Annotated in this window: 12 protein-coding genes, 2 rRNA genes and 1 riboswitch (1 of these 15 cut by a window edge); of the genes, 8 read left to right on the plus strand and 6 right to left on the minus strand. The window is 59.3% G+C overall.

Features of this window, described 5'->3' with window-relative positions:
* The first annotated feature begins 351 nt into the window (after positions 1-351).
* The 5 genes from leuA (at position 352) to ACTG19_RS09355 (ending at position 6,282) form a co-directional block, all read left to right on the plus strand.
* Complete coding sequence (gene leuA, locus ACTG19_RS09335) at positions 352-1,914, plus strand: 2-isopropylmalate synthase (RefSeq protein ID WP_005341192.1); 1,563 nt, start codon at positions 352-354, stop codon at positions 1,912-1,914.
* 192 nt (positions 1,915-2,106) lie between these two features.
* The gene (gene leuB / locus ACTG19_RS09340; RefSeq protein ID WP_288728110.1) at positions 2,107-3,192 is read left to right on the plus strand and encodes a 3-isopropylmalate dehydrogenase; all 1,086 of its coding nucleotides are present in this window, start codon (positions 2,107-2,109) and stop codon (positions 3,190-3,192) included.
* A 33-nt stretch (positions 3,193-3,225) separates the two neighbouring features.
* Complete coding sequence (leuC, locus tag ACTG19_RS09345) at positions 3,226-4,623, plus strand: 3-isopropylmalate dehydratase large subunit (RefSeq protein WP_439989020.1); 1,398 nt, start codon at positions 3,226-3,228, stop codon at positions 4,621-4,623.
* A 12-nt stretch (positions 4,624-4,635) separates the two neighbouring features.
* Positions 4,636-5,235 (plus strand): 3-isopropylmalate dehydratase small subunit, encoded by a 600-nt coding sequence (gene leuD / locus ACTG19_RS09350; protein WP_041210376.1) that lies wholly within the window; start codon positions 4,636-4,638, stop codon positions 5,233-5,235.
* Positions 5,236-5,352: 117 nt separating this feature from the next.
* Positions 5,353-6,282 (plus strand): hypothetical protein, encoded by a 930-nt coding sequence (locus ACTG19_RS09355; protein ID WP_005339158.1) that lies wholly within the window; start codon positions 5,353-5,355, stop codon positions 6,280-6,282.
* Positions 6,283-6,308: 26 nt separating this feature from the next.
* On the opposite strand, the gene ACTG19_RS09360 is transcribed toward ACTG19_RS09355, so the two are convergent.
* A complete protein-coding gene (locus ACTG19_RS09360; protein WP_005339160.1) occupies positions 6,309-6,599 on the minus strand; it encodes a PilZ domain-containing protein in 291 nt (96 codons plus the stop codon).
* 89 nt (positions 6,600-6,688) lie between these two features.
* A riboswitch (TPP riboswitch) is annotated at positions 6,689-6,779 on the plus strand.
* A 60-nt stretch (positions 6,780-6,839) separates the two neighbouring features.
* On the opposite strand from ACTG19_RS09360, the gene thiB reads away from it, so the two are divergent.
* The 3 genes from thiB to thiQ are packed head-to-tail and all read left to right on the plus strand — an operon-like array spanning position 6,840 to position 10,118.
* Positions 6,840-7,820 (plus strand): thiamine ABC transporter substrate binding subunit, encoded by a 981-nt coding sequence (gene thiB, locus ACTG19_RS09365; RefSeq protein WP_100654507.1) that lies wholly within the window; start codon positions 6,840-6,842, stop codon positions 7,818-7,820.
* Positions 7,817-9,436 (plus strand): thiamine/thiamine pyrophosphate ABC transporter permease, encoded by a 1,620-nt coding sequence (gene thiP, locus ACTG19_RS09370; RefSeq protein WP_439989021.1) that lies wholly within the window; start codon positions 7,817-7,819, stop codon positions 9,434-9,436. The genes thiB and thiP overlap by 4 nt, the downstream gene beginning before the upstream one ends.
* Positions 9,423-10,118: a thiamine ABC transporter ATP-binding protein gene (gene thiQ / locus ACTG19_RS09375; RefSeq protein WP_113740527.1), complete on the plus strand. Its 696-nt coding sequence runs from the start codon at positions 9,423-9,425 to the stop codon at positions 10,116-10,118. Before thiP ends, thiQ begins: the two co-directional genes overlap by 14 nt.
* Positions 10,119-10,199: 81 nt before the next feature.
* Here the strand turns inward: thiQ and ACTG19_RS09380 are convergent, their stop codons facing one another.
* The 5 genes from ACTG19_RS09380 to ACTG19_RS09400 form a co-directional block, all read right to left on the minus strand.
* Entirely contained in the window at positions 10,200-11,570 is a 1,371-nt protein-coding gene (locus tag ACTG19_RS09380) for a PhoH family protein (protein ID WP_005339173.1), read from the minus strand.
* 220 nt (positions 11,571-11,790) lie between these two features.
* Positions 11,791-12,474 (minus strand): TSCPD domain-containing protein, encoded by a 684-nt coding sequence (locus ACTG19_RS09385; RefSeq protein ID WP_021231985.1) that lies wholly within the window; start codon positions 12,472-12,474, stop codon positions 11,791-11,793.
* Positions 12,475-12,484: 10 nt separating this feature from the next.
* A complete protein-coding gene (locus ACTG19_RS09390) occupies positions 12,485-14,632 on the minus strand; it encodes an adenosylcobalamin-dependent ribonucleoside-diphosphate reductase (protein WP_113740519.1) in 2,148 nt (715 codons plus the stop codon).
* Between the two features lie 344 nt (positions 14,633-14,976).
* A 5S ribosomal RNA gene (gene rrf, locus ACTG19_RS09395) occupies positions 14,977-15,091 on the minus strand.
* 120 nt (positions 15,092-15,211) lie between these two features.
* Positions 15,212-16,094, minus strand: a 23S ribosomal RNA gene (locus tag ACTG19_RS09400) (it continues 2,007 nt past the right edge of the window).

Raw genomic sequence — 16,094 nt, forward strand, 5'->3', positions numbered from 1 at the left:
AGAGCACAGCAGGAATGACCAGATAATCGGTCATGGGCCGAATATGGGACAAGGAAATTTGCAATCCTTTACAATCCGATTAAATACGTCAGCAGATTGCCCCTGACCTTCCGTGTTGACACAGCATAAAAATCTCGATATTGGTAAAAGCGTTATCGACTGGAAGGAATAACAACGTCATGCGTATCGCCACCCCGCTACTACTAATCTCCCTAATCGCGTTAACTCGCGCGGGATCCTTGTAGCCGGGCTAAGGCATAGCCGGAATTTACAAAAACCCGTGCACCCTGCACGGGTTTTTTTATGCCGCCGCAGGATGCACGTTACCGAACTTAGGAAGAGGGAAGTCACATGTCAGATCGGGTCATCATATTCGACACCACCTTGCGTGATGGTGAGCAGGCCCTGGCGGCCAGTTTGACAGTCAAGGAGAAGCTGCAGATCGCCCAGGCACTGGAACGGCTCGGTGTCGACGTCATGGAGGTGGGCTTCCCGGTCTCTTCTCCCGGCGATTTTCAATCGGTGCAGACCATCGCCCGCCACATCAAAAACAGCCGGGTCTGCGCCCTCGCCCGCGCCCTGCCCAAGGATATCGATGCCGCCGGTGAAGCCTTGCGGGTCGCCGAGGCGTTTCGCATCCACACCTTTATCTCCACCTCCTCCATCCACGTGGAGAGCAAGCTGAAAAAGAGCTTCGAGGATGTGCTGGAGATGGGGGTCGGCGCCATCAAGCACGCCCTGCGCTACACCGATGATGTGGAGTTCTCCTGCGAGGATGCGGGCCGCACGCCGATCGATAATCTCTGCCGCATGGTGGAGGCTGCCATCAAGGCGGGGGCCCGCACCATCAATATCCCTGATACCGTGGGCTACACGGTACCGACCGAGTTCTCCGGCATCATCCACACCCTGTTCAACCGGGTCCCCAATATCGACAAGGCCATCATCTCGGTCCACTGCCATGACGATCTGGGGCTCTCGGTAGCCAACTCCATCGGCGCAGTGCAGATGGGGGCCCGCCAGATCGAGTGCACCATCAACGGCATCGGCGAGCGGGCGGGCAACTGCTCGCTGGAAGAGGTGGCGATGATCCTCAAAACCCGCGCCGACCTGCTCGGGGTGCAAACCAATATCCGCCACAACGAAATTCATCGCACCAGCACACTGGTCAGCCAGCTGTGCAACATGCCGGTGCAGCCCAACAAGGCGATCGTCGGGGCCAACGCCTTCTCCCACAGCTCCGGCATCCATCAGGATGGGGTGCTCAAGGCGAAAAACACTTACGAAATCATCACCCCCGAGAGCATTGGCCTGACCCAGAACAACCTCAACATGACCTCCCGCTCCGGCCGCCACGTTATCAAGCACCGGATGGAGTCTATGGGTTATGCCGAGAGCAGCTACGACCTCGACCACCTCTACGGCAAGTTCCTGACCCTGGCCGACAAGAAGGGGCAGGTGTTCGACTACGACCTCGAAGCGCTGGCCTTCTTCAGCCAGATCCACGAAGAGCCGGAGCACTTCAAGCTGGAGTACCTCGGGGTCCAGAGCGGCAGTTCGGTGCTGGCCACCGCCTCGGTCAAATTGAAGGTGGGGCAGGATCTGATCTGTGAAGCGGCCACCGGCAATGGCCCGGTGGATGCGGTCTACCAGTGCATCAACCGCATCACCGGCTATGAGATCCGCATCGACAAATATGCCCTCAAGAGCAAGGGCGAAGGGGAAGATGCCCTCGGTCAGGTCGATATCGTCGCCGAGTACAAAGGGCGCAAATTCCACGGCATGGGGCTGGCCACCGACATCATCGAATCCTCGGCCCACGCCCTGCTCCATGTGATCAACAGTATCTGGCGCGCCGATCAGGTGGCCGAGCAGATGGAACGCAATAACAGCATCAAATCAGAAACCGTCTGAACAGGGCTCGGAACCAAACAGACGGGATGGAATGACAGCATCAAATCGGAAACCGTCTGAGCAGGACTCGCAGCCACACAGACGGCATGGAATGACAACATCAGGACGGGGAACGTCTGAACCGGGAACCGCGCGCAGCGTCGGGAAAAACGGGCAGAGGGATCTCAAAGACAATATCAGGATGGAGAGTGTATGAGCAGTTATCGGATCGCAGTATTGCCGGGTGACGGCATTGGCCCGGAAGTGATGGCCGAGGCCGTCAAGGTGCTGGAAAAGGTGCAGGCCAGGTTCGGCTTTGCCTTCGAATATGATCGCCACGACGTGGGCGGCATCGCCATCGACAACCACGGCACCCCGCTGCCGCAGAGCACCATCGCTGGCTGTGAAGCGGCCGACGCCGTGCTGTTCGGCTCGGTGGGCGGCCCGAAATGGGAACATCTGCCCCCCAACGATCAGCCTGAGCGTGGCGCCCTGCTGCCCCTGCGCGCCCACTTCAAGCTGTTCTGCAACCTGCGTCCGGCCCGTATCTATACCGGTCTGGAACAGTTCTCCCCGCTGCGTGCCGACATCTCCGATCGCGGTTTTGACATCGCCTGCGTGCGCGAGCTGACCGGCGGCATCTACTTCGGTCAGCCCAAGGGGCGTGAAGGGGAAGGCCCCACCGAGAAGGCATTCGACACCGAGGTATACCATCGCTTCGAGATCGAGCGCATCGCCAAGATAGCCTTCGAATCCGCCCGCGTGCGCAAGGCCAAGGTCACCTCCATCGACAAGGCCAACGTGCTCGCCTCCTCCATCCTGTGGCGCGAAGTGGTGACGCAAGTGGCCAAGGATTATCCCGATGTTGAACTGAATCATATGTATATCGACAACGCCACCATGCAGCTCATCAAGGATCCGTCCCAGTTCGACGTGCTGCTCTGCTCCAACCTGTTCGGTGACATCCTCTCCGACGAGTGCGCCATGATCACCGGCTCCATGGGGCTGCTCCCCTCCGCCAGCCTCAACGAATCAGGCTTCGGTCTGTTCGAGCCGGCCGGTGGCTCGGCCCCGGATATCGCCGGCAAGGGCATCGCCAACCCCATCGCCCAGATCCTCTCCGCCGCCCTGATGCTGCGGTATAGCCTCGGCCAGGAAGCCGCCGCCCAGGCCATCGAGCAGGCCGTGGCCCAGACCCTGGCCGAGGGTTACTTCACCGCCGACCTGCATCAGGCCAGCGCCCGCCATCCGGTGCAGAGCACGTCCGAGATGGGCAGCCAGATCGCCGCCCGGATCTGAGCCGCATAACAAATAACAAGGAAGAGAGAAGCAATGGCCAAGACCCTCTATCAGAAAGTATTCGACGCCCACGTGGTACGGGAAGTGGAAGGGGAGACGCCCCTCATCTACATCGACCGCCATCTGGTGCATGAAGTGACCAGCCCGCAGGCATTTGACGGCCTGCGCGCCATGAACCGCCAGCTGCGCCGCCCGGATCTGACCTGGGCCACCATGGATCACAATGTCTCCACCACCACCAAGGACATCGCCGCCTCCGGCGAGATGGCCCGCATCCAGATGGAGACGCTGGCCGACAACTGCAAAGAGTTCGGGGTTCGCCTCTACGATCTCAACCACAAATATCAGGGCATAGTCCATGTGATGGGCCCCGAGCTCGGTATTACCCTGCCCGGCACCACCATCGTCTGCGGTGACTCCCACACTGCCACCCACGGCGCCTTCGGCTCACTGGCGTTCGGCATCGGCACTTCCGAAGTGGAACATGTGATGGCGACCCAGACCCTGAAACAGGGCCGGGCCAGGACCATGCGCATTTCGGTCAACGGCAAGCTGGCCGAGGGTATCAGTGCCAAGGACGTAGTGCTGGCCATCATCGGTCAGGTTGGCCATGCCGGTGGTACCGGCTACGTGGTGGAATTCGCTGGCGAGGCCATTGCGGGCCTCTCCATGGAAGGGCGGATGACGGTGTGCAACATGGCCATCGAGCTGGGTGCCAAGGCGGGCATGATAGCCCCCGACCAGACCACCATCGACTACATCCGTGGCAAGGAGTTCGCCCCCAAAGGCGAGGCGCTTGAGCGGGCCATCGCCTACTGGCAGAGCCTCAAGAGCGATGCCGATGCCAAGTTTGATGCTGAAGTGGTGCTGGACGCCGCCGATATCGCTCCCCAGGTCACCTGGGGGACCAACCCGGGCCAGGTGATCGCCGTCAATGAACCGATTCCGTCACCGGAATCCTTCAGCGATCTGATGGAGCAGCAGTCCGCCCGCAAGGCACTCGCCTATATGGACTTGCAACCGGGCCAGAAGCTCTCCGACGTTGCCATCGACAAAGTATTTATCGGGTCGTGCACCAACAGCCGCATCGAGGATCTGCGCGCCGCCGCCGCCATCGCTCGCGGTCGCAAGGTAGCCGCTGGCGTGCAGGCGCTGGTGGTGCCTGGCTCCGAGCAGGTGAAGGCACAGGCCGAAGCCGAGGGGCTGGACAAGATCTTCATCGAGGCCGGTTTTGAGTGGCGCCTGCCCGGCTGCTCCATGTGTCTGGCGATGAACAACGACCGGCTGCAACCGGGGGAGCGCTGCGCCTCCACCAGCAACCGCAACTTCGAAGGGCGTCAGGGCCGCGCCGGCCGCACCCATCTGGTGAGCCCGGCCATGGCCGCCGCTGCCGCCGTCACCGGCCGCTTCGCCGACATTCGCGCACTGTAAGAGGACATTTAGATGACAGGATTCAAACAGCATAAAGGGATCGTCGTCCCCCTCGACAGCGCCAACGTCGACACCGACGCCATTATTCCGAAGCAGTTTTTACAGAAGGTAAACCGCATCGGTTTTGGCAAGCACCTGTTCCACGACTGGCGCTTCCTCGACGATGCCGGCCAGCAGCCCAACCCCGAGTTTGTACTGAACCAGCCACAATTCGCCGGTGCCAGCATTCTGCTGGCCCGCGAGAACTTCGGCTGCGGGTCTAGTCGCGAGCACGCCCCCTGGGCGCTGGCCGACTACGGCTTCAAGACCATCATAGCCCCGAGCTTTGCCGACATTTTCTACGGCAACGCCATCAACAATGGCATGGTGCCGGTGCGCCTGAAGGAGGAGGAGGTCGATGCCCTGTTCCAGCTGGTGGCCGCCAAACCGGGCATCCAGATTGAAGTGGATCTGGAGGCCAATCAGGTGCGCGCCGGTGAGCTCAGTTTCGGTTTCGAGATCGACGAGTTCCGCCGTTACTGCCTGCTCAACGGGCTGGATGCAATCGGTCTGACCCTGCAGCACGAGGCCGCCATCAGCGCCTTTGAGGCGAAGCAGCCGAGCTGGATTTAACGCGCCAGTTGCAAAAAAACGAGTAGAATCAACAGGGAGCTTCGGCTCCCTGTTTTACTGTCCGCTACGCTTCCCACTTTGGGCCACCGGAACTGGCCCGTGTCACAGGAAAGGATGATGAAGAGACCGACGGCAATTCCTCTGCTCTGTGCCCTGCTGCTTGCCCTGCCTGCGGGGGCCAGCCAAACCAGCTTCAACAACAGCCTCGGCCAGATCAGCGTCGGCTGGCAGGATAGCGAAGGCAAACCCCAGCAGCTCACCTACCGGCTCGAACAGGGCAAGTTGCCGCCTCTCATCGCCTATCGCCCGGCCAGAATGCAGGAGGAGGTGTTGCAGGTGTTGCTGCGGGAGGTGCGCCAGAACTACCCCGAGGTGCAGTTCACCCTCGCCCGTCCCTCGCTGGAGCTGCATCTGAAAAGCCGCAATCAGGACAAGGCGCGCGAGGCGATGGCCTTTCTGCAGTCCAAGCGGAGCAAAGAGGAGCAGGCGTGGCTGACCAAACACTACTTCCAGTACTTCAACACCCCGGACGGGCAGTTGGCGGTGAAGCAGGATCATGTGCGCATCGCGCTGGAGAGCCGCAGCGGGCTGGCTCCACTGGCGGATCAACTCAAGCAGCAGGGCAGCACCGAAACAGAAGCGCGCCAGAAGACCGTGGCCCATATGCTCACCTTTATCCAGAGCATCCCCTATCAGCAGCTCGATAGCCTGAATGGAAGACAGGGCAAGGGATTTCTATCTCCCCGTCAGGTGCTGGAGCAAAACCGGGGTGATTGCGACAGCAAGGTAACCCTGATGGCAGCCATGCTGGCCCAGCTCTTTCCCGAGCTGAAACAGGCTATGGTGTTCGTCCCCGGCCATGCCCTGCTGGCCGTTGACCTGCCCGCCAAGCCGGGGGATGTGACCCTCAACTGGCAGGGGCAGAACTACCTGCTGCTCGAACCTACCGGCCCCGCCACCTTGCCTGCAGGCCAAATAGCATCGACCAGCAAAACGCTGGTCGATAGCAAGCAGTTGAGTGTGCAGCCGGTTCAGGAGAAAGGCTAACTCCCTCTGCCGATGGAGAGAGAGGATTAACCCTGAGGCAAAAACTCCACCGCCAGCAGCAACCCGCTCTCCTCCTCCAGCACTCGGATAATACGGGCATGGGCTTCAAAGGGAGGCAACAGGTTGTTGTTGGTGGCAAGACTGATCCGGATGGGCTGATTGATGTCGAGCTGGTGTTCAGAGACCGCAATCCCCATGCCGTTGGCACTGAGATCCCGGCAGATCCCCTCCAGCACCAGCTGCTGCTGATAGACGGTGACCGGAGCATTGATGACCATGCGCGCAAAGGCACGCCTTTCCTTGGTATTGGTAAGCACGCGAACATCCTCTGTTGGGTGGGCGTCATCTCATGGGTATTGCACAATTGTGCTGGTCTACCCAAAAGAACGTTAATACAATGCGGTTCGTTTCTCAAACGGGGTGCGGTTTACCGCTGAGATTATACCCGTGTACCTGATCCAGATAATGCTGGCGGAGGAATTTGAGGCATGGCGCTCATTTTTTGCGCCCTCACCCGCTGGCACCTCGTTATTAACAAGTAATAGGGAGTGCCACCCATGAAGACCCTGCTGCTGGTCACCACCGGCCTGCTGTCGGCCAATGTGTTCGCCGCCGACACCCTCACCGTCTACACCTACAGCTCCTTCACTGCAGAATGGGGGCCGGGGCCCAAGATCAAACAGGCCTTCGAGAAAGAGTGCGACTGCACCCTCAATCTGGTTCCCCTCGAAGATGGGGTCGCCATCCTCAACCGGCTGCGACTGGAGGGCAACCACAGCAAGGCCGATCTGGTGCTGGGGCTTGACGATGCCCTCATCAGCGAAGCCAAACAGAGCGGCCTGTTCGCCCCCCATCCCGCCAAGCTGGATGGCATCAAGGTGCCGGGTGGCTGGCAGGATGACACCTTCGTCCCCTACGACTACGGCTACTTTGCCTTTGTTTATGACAAGGACAAACTCAAGCAACCACCCAAGAGCCTGAAAGAGCTGGTGGAGCGTCCCGACCTCAAAGTGATCTATCAGGATCCCCGCACCTCCACCCCGGGGCAGGGGCTGATGCTGTGGATGAAGTCTGTCTACGGCGACAAGGCGCCTGCCGCCTGGGCCGAGCTTGCCAAAAAAACGGTCACCGTCACCAAGGGGTGGTCAGAGGCTTATGGCATGTTCCTCGATGGCGAAGCGGACATGGTGCTCTCCTACACCACCTCTCCGGCCTATCACCTGATTGCCGAGAACAAGCCCCAGTATCAGGCTGCCGCCTTCGAAGAGGGTCACTACCGTCAGGTAGAAGTGGCTGCCAAGCTGAAGAGCGCCAAACAGGAGAAGCTGGCTGACCAGTTCCTGCAATTTATGGTGAGCCCCGCCTTCCAGAACGAGATCCCGACCGGCAACTGGATGTATCCCGTTATCGACACACCGCTGCCCAAGGGCTTCGAGCAGATGATCACCGTAGCCAAGCCGCTCGCCTTCAGCAGCGATGAGGTGGCCGCCAATCGCAAAGGGTGGATCCGCGAGTGGCTGCAAGCCGTCACCCAGTGAACCGTTATCTGAAACCACAGGCTCGTCCCCTCTGGTGGTTGCCGGGCAGTGCCGCCACCCTGTTGATCCTGCTGTTATCCCTCGGGCCGCTCGCAGCCCTGCTGTGGCAGGCCGGTTCGCTGGCACCCCGCACCCTGCTCGCAGATCCTTATCTGCGTCATGTGCTGGGCTTCAGTCTGGGGCAGGCACTGCTCTCCACCCTGCTCAGTCTCGGGCTGGCCATTCCGGTGGCCCGCGCGCTGGCGCGGCGGCGATTCCTTGGCCGAACCCTGCTGATCAAGCTATTTGGTCTCTCGCTGGTACTGCCGGTCATCATCGCCATCTTCGGTATCGTGGCGGTACACGGCAAACAGGGGTGGCTGCCGCAACTGTTGCGCTCATTGGGGCTGGAGCCCGGCAACTACCTCTACGGTCTGTTTGGTATCCTGCTGGCCCACGTCTTCTTCAATATGCCGCTGGCGGCACGCCTGATGCTACAGAGCATAGAGAGCATTCCCGAATCGAGCTGGCGCCTTGCCAGCCAGCTCGGCATGCGCTCATCCCATATCTTCCGGCTGCTGGAGTGGCCGCTTATTCGCGGCATATTGCCGGGACTGGCCAGCCTAATCTTTATGCTCTGCTTCACCAGCTTCACCACAGTGCTGGCGCTGGGAGGCGGGCCGAAATCCACCACGCTGGAGGTGGCCGTCTATCAGGCGCTGCGCTTTGACTTCGATCTCGCCACCGCAGGCGGACTGGCGCTGGTGCAGCTGATCCTGACCGCCGCCCTGCTCGCCCTGCAGCACAAGCTGCAGAGTACCCCGGTCAGCAGGGTGACACCCCGTCGTCCCTGTCTGCGGCCGGATCGCCATCAACCGGGCACGGCCTTGGTGGATCTCTTCTCGCTCTGTATCGGCCTCGCCATCTTTCTGCCACCGCTGCTGGCCATAGTCGTCGCTGGCCTCCACCCCGGCCTGCTGACGGCGCTCACTTCCGCCAAGCTGTGGCAGGCGAGCGGCCAGTCGCTGTTGATTGCATTGGCAGCCGGTGCCTTGGCCACCCTGCTCGGTGGCGCACTGCTGCTCACCAGCCGTCATCTGCGGGTACGGGCTCGCAAGCGACGGGCTGCCGCCCTGTGGGAAGCCAGCGGCTCGGTGATCCTGATGATCCCGGCCGTGGTGCTCTCTACCGGCCTGTTCATCCTGTTTATGCCCTTTGCCGACGTGTTCGCCCTCGGCCCCTGGCTGGTGGTGCTGGTCAACGCCCTGATGGCGCTACCCTATGTGCTGCGCACCCTCTCCGCCCCCATGCAGCTGGTGGTACGCCAGTATGACCGGCTGGCGGACAGTCTGGGGGTACGTGGCCTGCATCGCCTGCGGCTGGTGGAGTGGCCACTGCTGCGCCGTCCACTGGCACTGGCGATGGCGTTATCGATGATCCTCTCGTTGGGGGATCTCGGCGCCATCGCCATGTTTGGCAGCCAGGAGCTCACCACCCTGCCCTGGCTGCTCTACCAGCAGCTCGGCAGTTATCGGCTGACCGAGGCAGCCGCCACCGCCCTGCTGCTGCTGACACTCTGTTTCTCCCTGTTCTGGCTGGTGGAACGGTGGCTTGGAGGAAAACATGCTGAACATTGATACGCTGGTGACCAGCTACCCCGACTGGCGCGTCAGCTTCAGCGCGAAGCTGCCCAAGGGGGAGATCACCGCACTGATTGGCCCAAGCGGCGCAGGCAAGTCGACCCTGCTCGGGATGATCGCCGGTTTCGTGCAGGTGGAGTCAGGCAGCCTCAGCTTCGAGGGCGAAGATCTGTTGCCGCTGGGCCCAGCCGAGCGACCAGTCACCACCCTGTTTCAGGATCACAACCTGTTCCTGCACCTGTCGGTGTTCGACAATATCGCTATCGGCTTGCACCCGGGTCTGCGCCTGAGTGCCGCCCAGCGGACACAGGTGATCGATGCAGCCGCACGGGTTGGCCTCGGTGAGATGCTAAGCCGCCTGCCGGAGCAGCTCTCCGGCGGCCAGCAGCAGCGGGTCGGGCTGGCCCGTGCGCTTGTGCGGGGCAAACCGCTGCTGCTGCTGGATGAACCCTTCTCGGCCCTCGATCCGGCTCTGCGTCGGGAGATGCTGGCCGAAGTGGCCCGCCTCGCCTGCGAGCAGGGCATTACCGTACTGATGGTCTCCCACAATCCGGAAGATGCCCAGCTGATTGCCGATCAGGTGCTCTTTGTAGACGAAGGGCGCATCGCCCTGCAGGGAAAGCCGGATATTCTGCAAAACATCAACCACCCGGGGCTGCTGCGCTATCTGGGTCAATAGCCCTTGGCCCAAGACTACGCCCGGATCAAAAAAGGGGAGGCCGATTGGCCTCCCCTTTTAATGCAAACATATCGGGTGAAATCAGAGGTTCTCCTCGGCGAACGAAGCCAGTCGGCTGCGTACCACCCCGTTGAGGAAGATGTTGGCACTGCCGTCAAAATCCTTGAAACGCTCGACTATGTAGGTCAGACCCGAGGTCACCGGGCTCAGGTAGTTGGAGTCGATCTGGGCCAGGTTACCGGAACAGACGATCTTGGTGCCCTCCCCGCAACGGGTAATGATGGTCTTGATCTGGGAAGCCGTCAGGTTCTGGCATTCATCCAGCAGCACGAAGGTGTTCTGGATGCTGCGCCCGCGCATGAAGTTGACCGATTTGAACTGGATGTTGGCCTTCTCCATGATGTAACTGAGCGAGCCACTCATGTTCTCATCCTGCTTGTGCAGCACCTCCAGAGTGTCGGTTACCGCCGCCAGCCAGGGCATCATCTTCTCCTCCTCTGTACCGGGCAGGAAGCCGATGCTTTCGGCAATTTCCGGGGTATTACGGGTGACGATCACCTTCTCGTAAATGCCCTTCTCAATCACCAACTCCAGCGCAGCAGCCATGGCCAGCAAGGTCTTGCCGCAACCGGCCGGGCCGGTCAGGATCACCAGGTCGATGTGCGGATCGAGCAGTGCATCCAGAGCCATCCCCTGATAGACATTCTTGGGATGGACACCCCACGCCTTGCGGGACATCAGTCGCTCGCGGCCCAGATCCTTGATGCGGATCTTGCTGCCATCGTGGCTGAGCACCCGGGCGGCGAAGAAATTCTCCTCATCCACCAGATACTGGTTTACGTGAACCCCTTCCAGCAGATTGGCATCGATCACATGGATGGTGTCGCGGCCATGGGTCTCGCTCTCGCACTCGCCAACCCGCTCCCAAAAGCTGCCGGGCACAACCTGAAAGCCTTTAGCCAGCAGGCGGATATCGTCGATCAGCTGGTCGCTACGGTAATCTTCAACGTGAGCAAGCCCGGCCCCCTTGGCCTTGAGGCGCATGTTGATGTCTTTGGTGACCAGCACCACCTGACGCTTCAACTCATGCTTTTGCAGATAGAGGGCCGCGTTGATGATGCGGTTGTCGGCCTCCTTGTCGGTAAAGACCTCGGCATCCTGCGGCAGATGGTGATCGCTGAAGATGCAGATATTGCCGCTCGCTTCGCCAGCCAGCGGCACGCCCTGGGTGATCTGATCCGGGGTTGCATCGCGGAACACATCTTCCAGCGCACGAATGGCCACCCGCGCGTCGCGGCTGACATCCTTGTTGCGATCCTTGATGTTATCGAGTTCTTCCAGCACCGTCATGGGGATGAGCACGTCGTGCTCTTTGAAGGAGTAGATAGCGAGGGGTTCGTGAAGCAGAACGTTGGTATCCAGGATAAACAGCTTTCGGTCCGTATTGTCCATAAGCATCCTCCTTGGCACTGAAGGGCCACGTGTGTGAATCTCAGATGTCATTGAAACCACACGGCCGTGACAGTTTTATTACCCTCAACGCTACGCCCGATTTTACTATCGCGCAACAAATCACTTGGCCGCCTGATTTGATTGAGCATAAAAACAGCAATAAAAAGACCGACGCTATGGCCGGTCTTTTTTCTATCGTTCAACTACTTGGGCATGTCTGTCAGCCGCACTTGGAGTCGCCACAGTTGAGGCAGGTCATGCAGCCATCCTTCAGCACCAGCGCCTTGGTGTGGCACTTGTAGCAGAGCGCGGCATTGGCCGGGAAACCACTGCTCGCCTGCTGCTCTTCGGCTTCCTGAGCCGCCTTCAACTCGGCCTGCTTCTCGGCCAGAAATGCCTGCTGATGCTCGTCCAACCCCGGCGCCTTGAGCATGCCGATCTCGGTGAGATGGCTCTCGATCACGTTGCCAATTTCGGCGATCAGCGACGGCACATACTTGCCCTTGTTCCAGTAGCCGCCCTTGGGATCGAATACGGAACGCAGTTCCTCCACCAGGAAGGTGACATCCCCACCCTTGCGGAATACCGCCGAGATGATGCGGGTCAGCGCCACGATCCACTGGTAGTGCTCCAGACTCTTGGAGTTGATGAAGATCTCGAACGGACGGCGAGTTTCGTGAACCGTGCCCTCGTTGAGAATAATGTCGTTGATGGTGATGAACAGTGAGTGCTCGGAGACATGCTCCGGCGTCTTCAACTTGTAGGTGGTGCCCATCAGCCGCTCCGGGCGCAGCACGGTTTCGTGCATGTGCACCACGTCATCCTGCGCAGAGAGATCTTCTTGCGGCTCATCCTTGGTACGCACCTTATAGGCGACGATTTTCTTGTCGATCTTCTTGACCATAATGTCGTTCTCAGAATTTACCGTAATAGCCTTCTTTCAAGGCGTCGTAGAGGTTGGCGGCGGTATGCAGCTCACCATCGTATTCGATCTCTTCGTTCCCCTTGACGGAGATGACGGAGCCATCCTCCAGGGTGAAATCGTACAGGGTATTCTCCAGATCCTTCTCCTTCACCAGCACGCCCTGGAAGGCCTCCGGATTGAAGCGGAAAGTAGTGCAGCCCTTGAGGCCAGAGTCCGAGGCATACATGTAGATGTCCTTGAACTGCTCGAACGGGAAATCAGTCGGCACGTTGGCGGTCTTGGAGATGGAGGAGTCAATCCAGCGCTGGGCCGCAGCCTGAATATCCACATGCTGCGCCGGGCTGATGTCGTCAGCAGTAATGAAATATTCCGGCAGACGGCTCGCCTCATCATCGGCATAGGGCATGGCGGCCGGATTCACCAACTCGCGATAGGCCAGCAGCTCGAAGGAGTAGACGTCGACGCTCTCCTTGCTCTTCTTGCCCGGCTTGATGACGTTGCGGCTGTAGTGGTGAGCAAAGCTCGGCTCGATGCCGTTGCTGGCGTTGTTGGCCAGTGACAGCGAGATGGTGCCGGTGGGCGCAATACTGCTGTGGTGAGTGAAACGCCCACCCACTTCGGCCAGCTCGGCGACCAGCGCAGGATCCACTTCGGCAACCTGCTGCATATAGCGGCTATAACGCGCATGCAGCACCTTGCCCTTCACCTTGTCACCCACCTTGATGCCATCAGCCGCCATTTCCGGGCGCAGACGCAGCATCTTGCCAGTCACTTCAAACTCCTGCTCCATGATGGGGGCAGAGCCTTTCTCCTTGGCCAGACGCAGGGACTCCTGCCAGCCGGTCATCGCCAGCTCCTGGGATACCTGCTCGGTAAAAGCGACGGACGCGGCAGAACCGTACTTGATCTGCAGCATGGTGAGGGTCGAACCAAGCCCCAGGAAACCCATGCCGTGACGGCGCTTGGCTTTAATCTCCTCGCGCTGTTTGGCCAGCGGCAGTTGGTTTATCTCCACCACGTTGTCGAGCATGCGGGTGAAGATGGCCACCACCTTGCGAAACGCCTGCCAATCGAACGCCGCGTTTTCAGTAAACGGGTCGCGCACAAACTTGGTCAGATTGACCGAGCCCAGCAGACAGGCACCGTAGGGCGGCAACGGCTGCTCGCCACAGGGGTTGGTCGCGCGGATCTCTTCACAGAACCAGTTGTTGTTCATCTGGTTGACCTTGTCGATCAGGATGAAGCCGGGCTCAGCATAGTCATAGGTGGAGGTCATGATAACGTTCCAGAGCTTGCGTGCAGGCAGGGTCTTGTAGACCTTGCAGGCGACCTGCCCCAGCTCGTTGAATACAACCCCTTCCTTGTTGGGCCAGTCGGCCCATAGCACCTGAGCGGGATCGTCCAGCGCAATGCCATCCTGCTCCACCTCTTTGGCGGTGTAGGGGAAGATCAGCGACCAAGGGGCATCCTCTTTCACCGCCTTGACGAAATCTTCGGTGATGAGCAGGGAGAGGTTGAACTGACGCAGGCGGCCATCTTCACGCTTGGCCTGAATAAACTCGATCACATCGGGATGGCGGATATCCATGGTGCCCATCTGGGCGCCGCGACGGCCACCGGCTGACGAGACGGTGAAACACATCTTGTCATAGATATCCATAAAGGAGAGCGGGCCGGAGGTGTAAGCACCGGCACCGGAGACAAAGGCACCGCGCGGGCGCAGGGTCGAGAAGTCATAGCCGATACCGCAACCGGCTTTCAGGGTCAGACCAGCCTCGTGCACCTTGCCGAGGATATCGTCCATCGAATCTTCGATGGTGCCAGAAACAGTACAGTTGATGGTTGAAGTGGCAGGCTTGTGCTCAAACGCCCCGGCATTGGAGGTGATGCGGCCCGCCGGAATGGCACCATTGCGCAGCGCCCACAGGAACGGCTCATACCAGGCCTCAGGCTCCAGCTCCTGCTCTGCCAACGCACGGGCTACCCGCTGGTAGGTCTCATCGATAGAGCTGTCGATGGGAGTACCATCCTTGCTCTTGAGGCGATACTTGCTATCCCAGATCTCGAGGGACGTTTCCTGCATGGGGATAAGGCGGGAGCCAAGCTCACTCTCCAGCACCGGGTTCGATTTAGCCATTTTCAATCAACCTTATATGAATGCATCAACATCATGACAACAGCAGAAAACACAACTTATGGCACCATCCAAAATTAATGGCACAACATATAGTACACCTGATGCCATGAGGGCGCCGATTCTAACCTAAAAAAATGCCCCGGCCAGCAGATTTCTGGGCCGAGGCACTTAACTGATTAATTTTCTGAGAGATTTAGTATGCATGAGCAAATCGAGCAGGCAACAACGGACATTGACATAGAGAGGTACATAGGAATGGGATAAATCAGGTCAATTATCAGGCGACTTACTGAATTTCAGCCAATAAAAAACCCCGCTCGATGAGCGGGGTTTCTTGTATTGGTGCCTGGCAGTGTCCTACTCTCGCATGGCGAATGCCACACTACCATCGGCGCTACCGCGTTTCACTTCTGAGTTCGGCATGGGATCAGGTGGTTCCACGGCGCTATGGCCGCCAGGCAAATTCTTAATCTAGAAAGCTGACGTGAGTAGTGATGTTGCGCTTGGCTTGTCACTATCACTGAATTTGAGTAGTTCGTTCTATTTGCTACAAGCCTTAGAACACTTCTTGGGTGTTGTATGGTTAAGCCTCACGGGTAATTAGTATGGGTTAGCTCAACACGTCGCCGCGCTTACACACCCCACCTATCAACGTTGTGGTCTCCAACGGCCCTTTAGGACCCTCAAGGGGTCAGGGATGACTCATCTCAGGGCTCGCTTCCCGCTTAGATGCTTTCAGCGGTTATCGATTCCGAACTTAGCTACCGGGCAGTGCCACTGGCGTGACAACCCGAACACCAGAGGTTCGTTCACTCCGGTCCTCTCGTACTAGGAGCAACTCCCTTCAATCATCCAACGCCCACGGCAGATAGGGACCGAACTGTCTCACGACGTTCTGAACCCAGCTCGCGTACCACTTTAAATGGCGAACAGCCATACCCTTGGGACCGACTTCAGCCCCAGGATGTGATGAGCCGACATCGAGGTGCCAAACACCGCCGTCGATATGAACTCTTGGGCGGTATCAGCCTGTTATCCCCGGAGTACCTTTTATCCGTTGAGCGATGGCCCTTCCATTCAGAACCACCGGATCACTATGACCTACTTTCGTACCTGCTCGACCTGTCCGTCTCGCAGTTAAGCTGGCTTATGCCATTGCACTAACCTCCTGATGTCCGACCAGGATTAGCCAACCTTCGTGCTCCTCCGTTACTCTTTGGGAGGAGACCGCCCCAGTCAAACTACCCACCAGGCACTGTCCGCGGCCCAGATTCATGGGCCTGCGTTAGAACATCAAACATACAAGGGTGGTATTTCAAGGACGGCTCCAGCGCAACTGGCGTCACGCCTTCAAAGCCTCCCACCTATCCTACACATGTAGGTTCAATGTTCAGTGCCAAGCTGTAGTAAAGGTTCACGGGGTCTTTCCGTCTAGCCGCGGGTACACCGCATCTTCACGGCG

Source organism: Aeromonas sp. 3P, assembly GCF_051919745.1.
GTDB classification, from domain to species: domain Bacteria; phylum Pseudomonadota; class Gammaproteobacteria; order Enterobacterales; family Aeromonadaceae; genus Aeromonas; species Aeromonas veronii.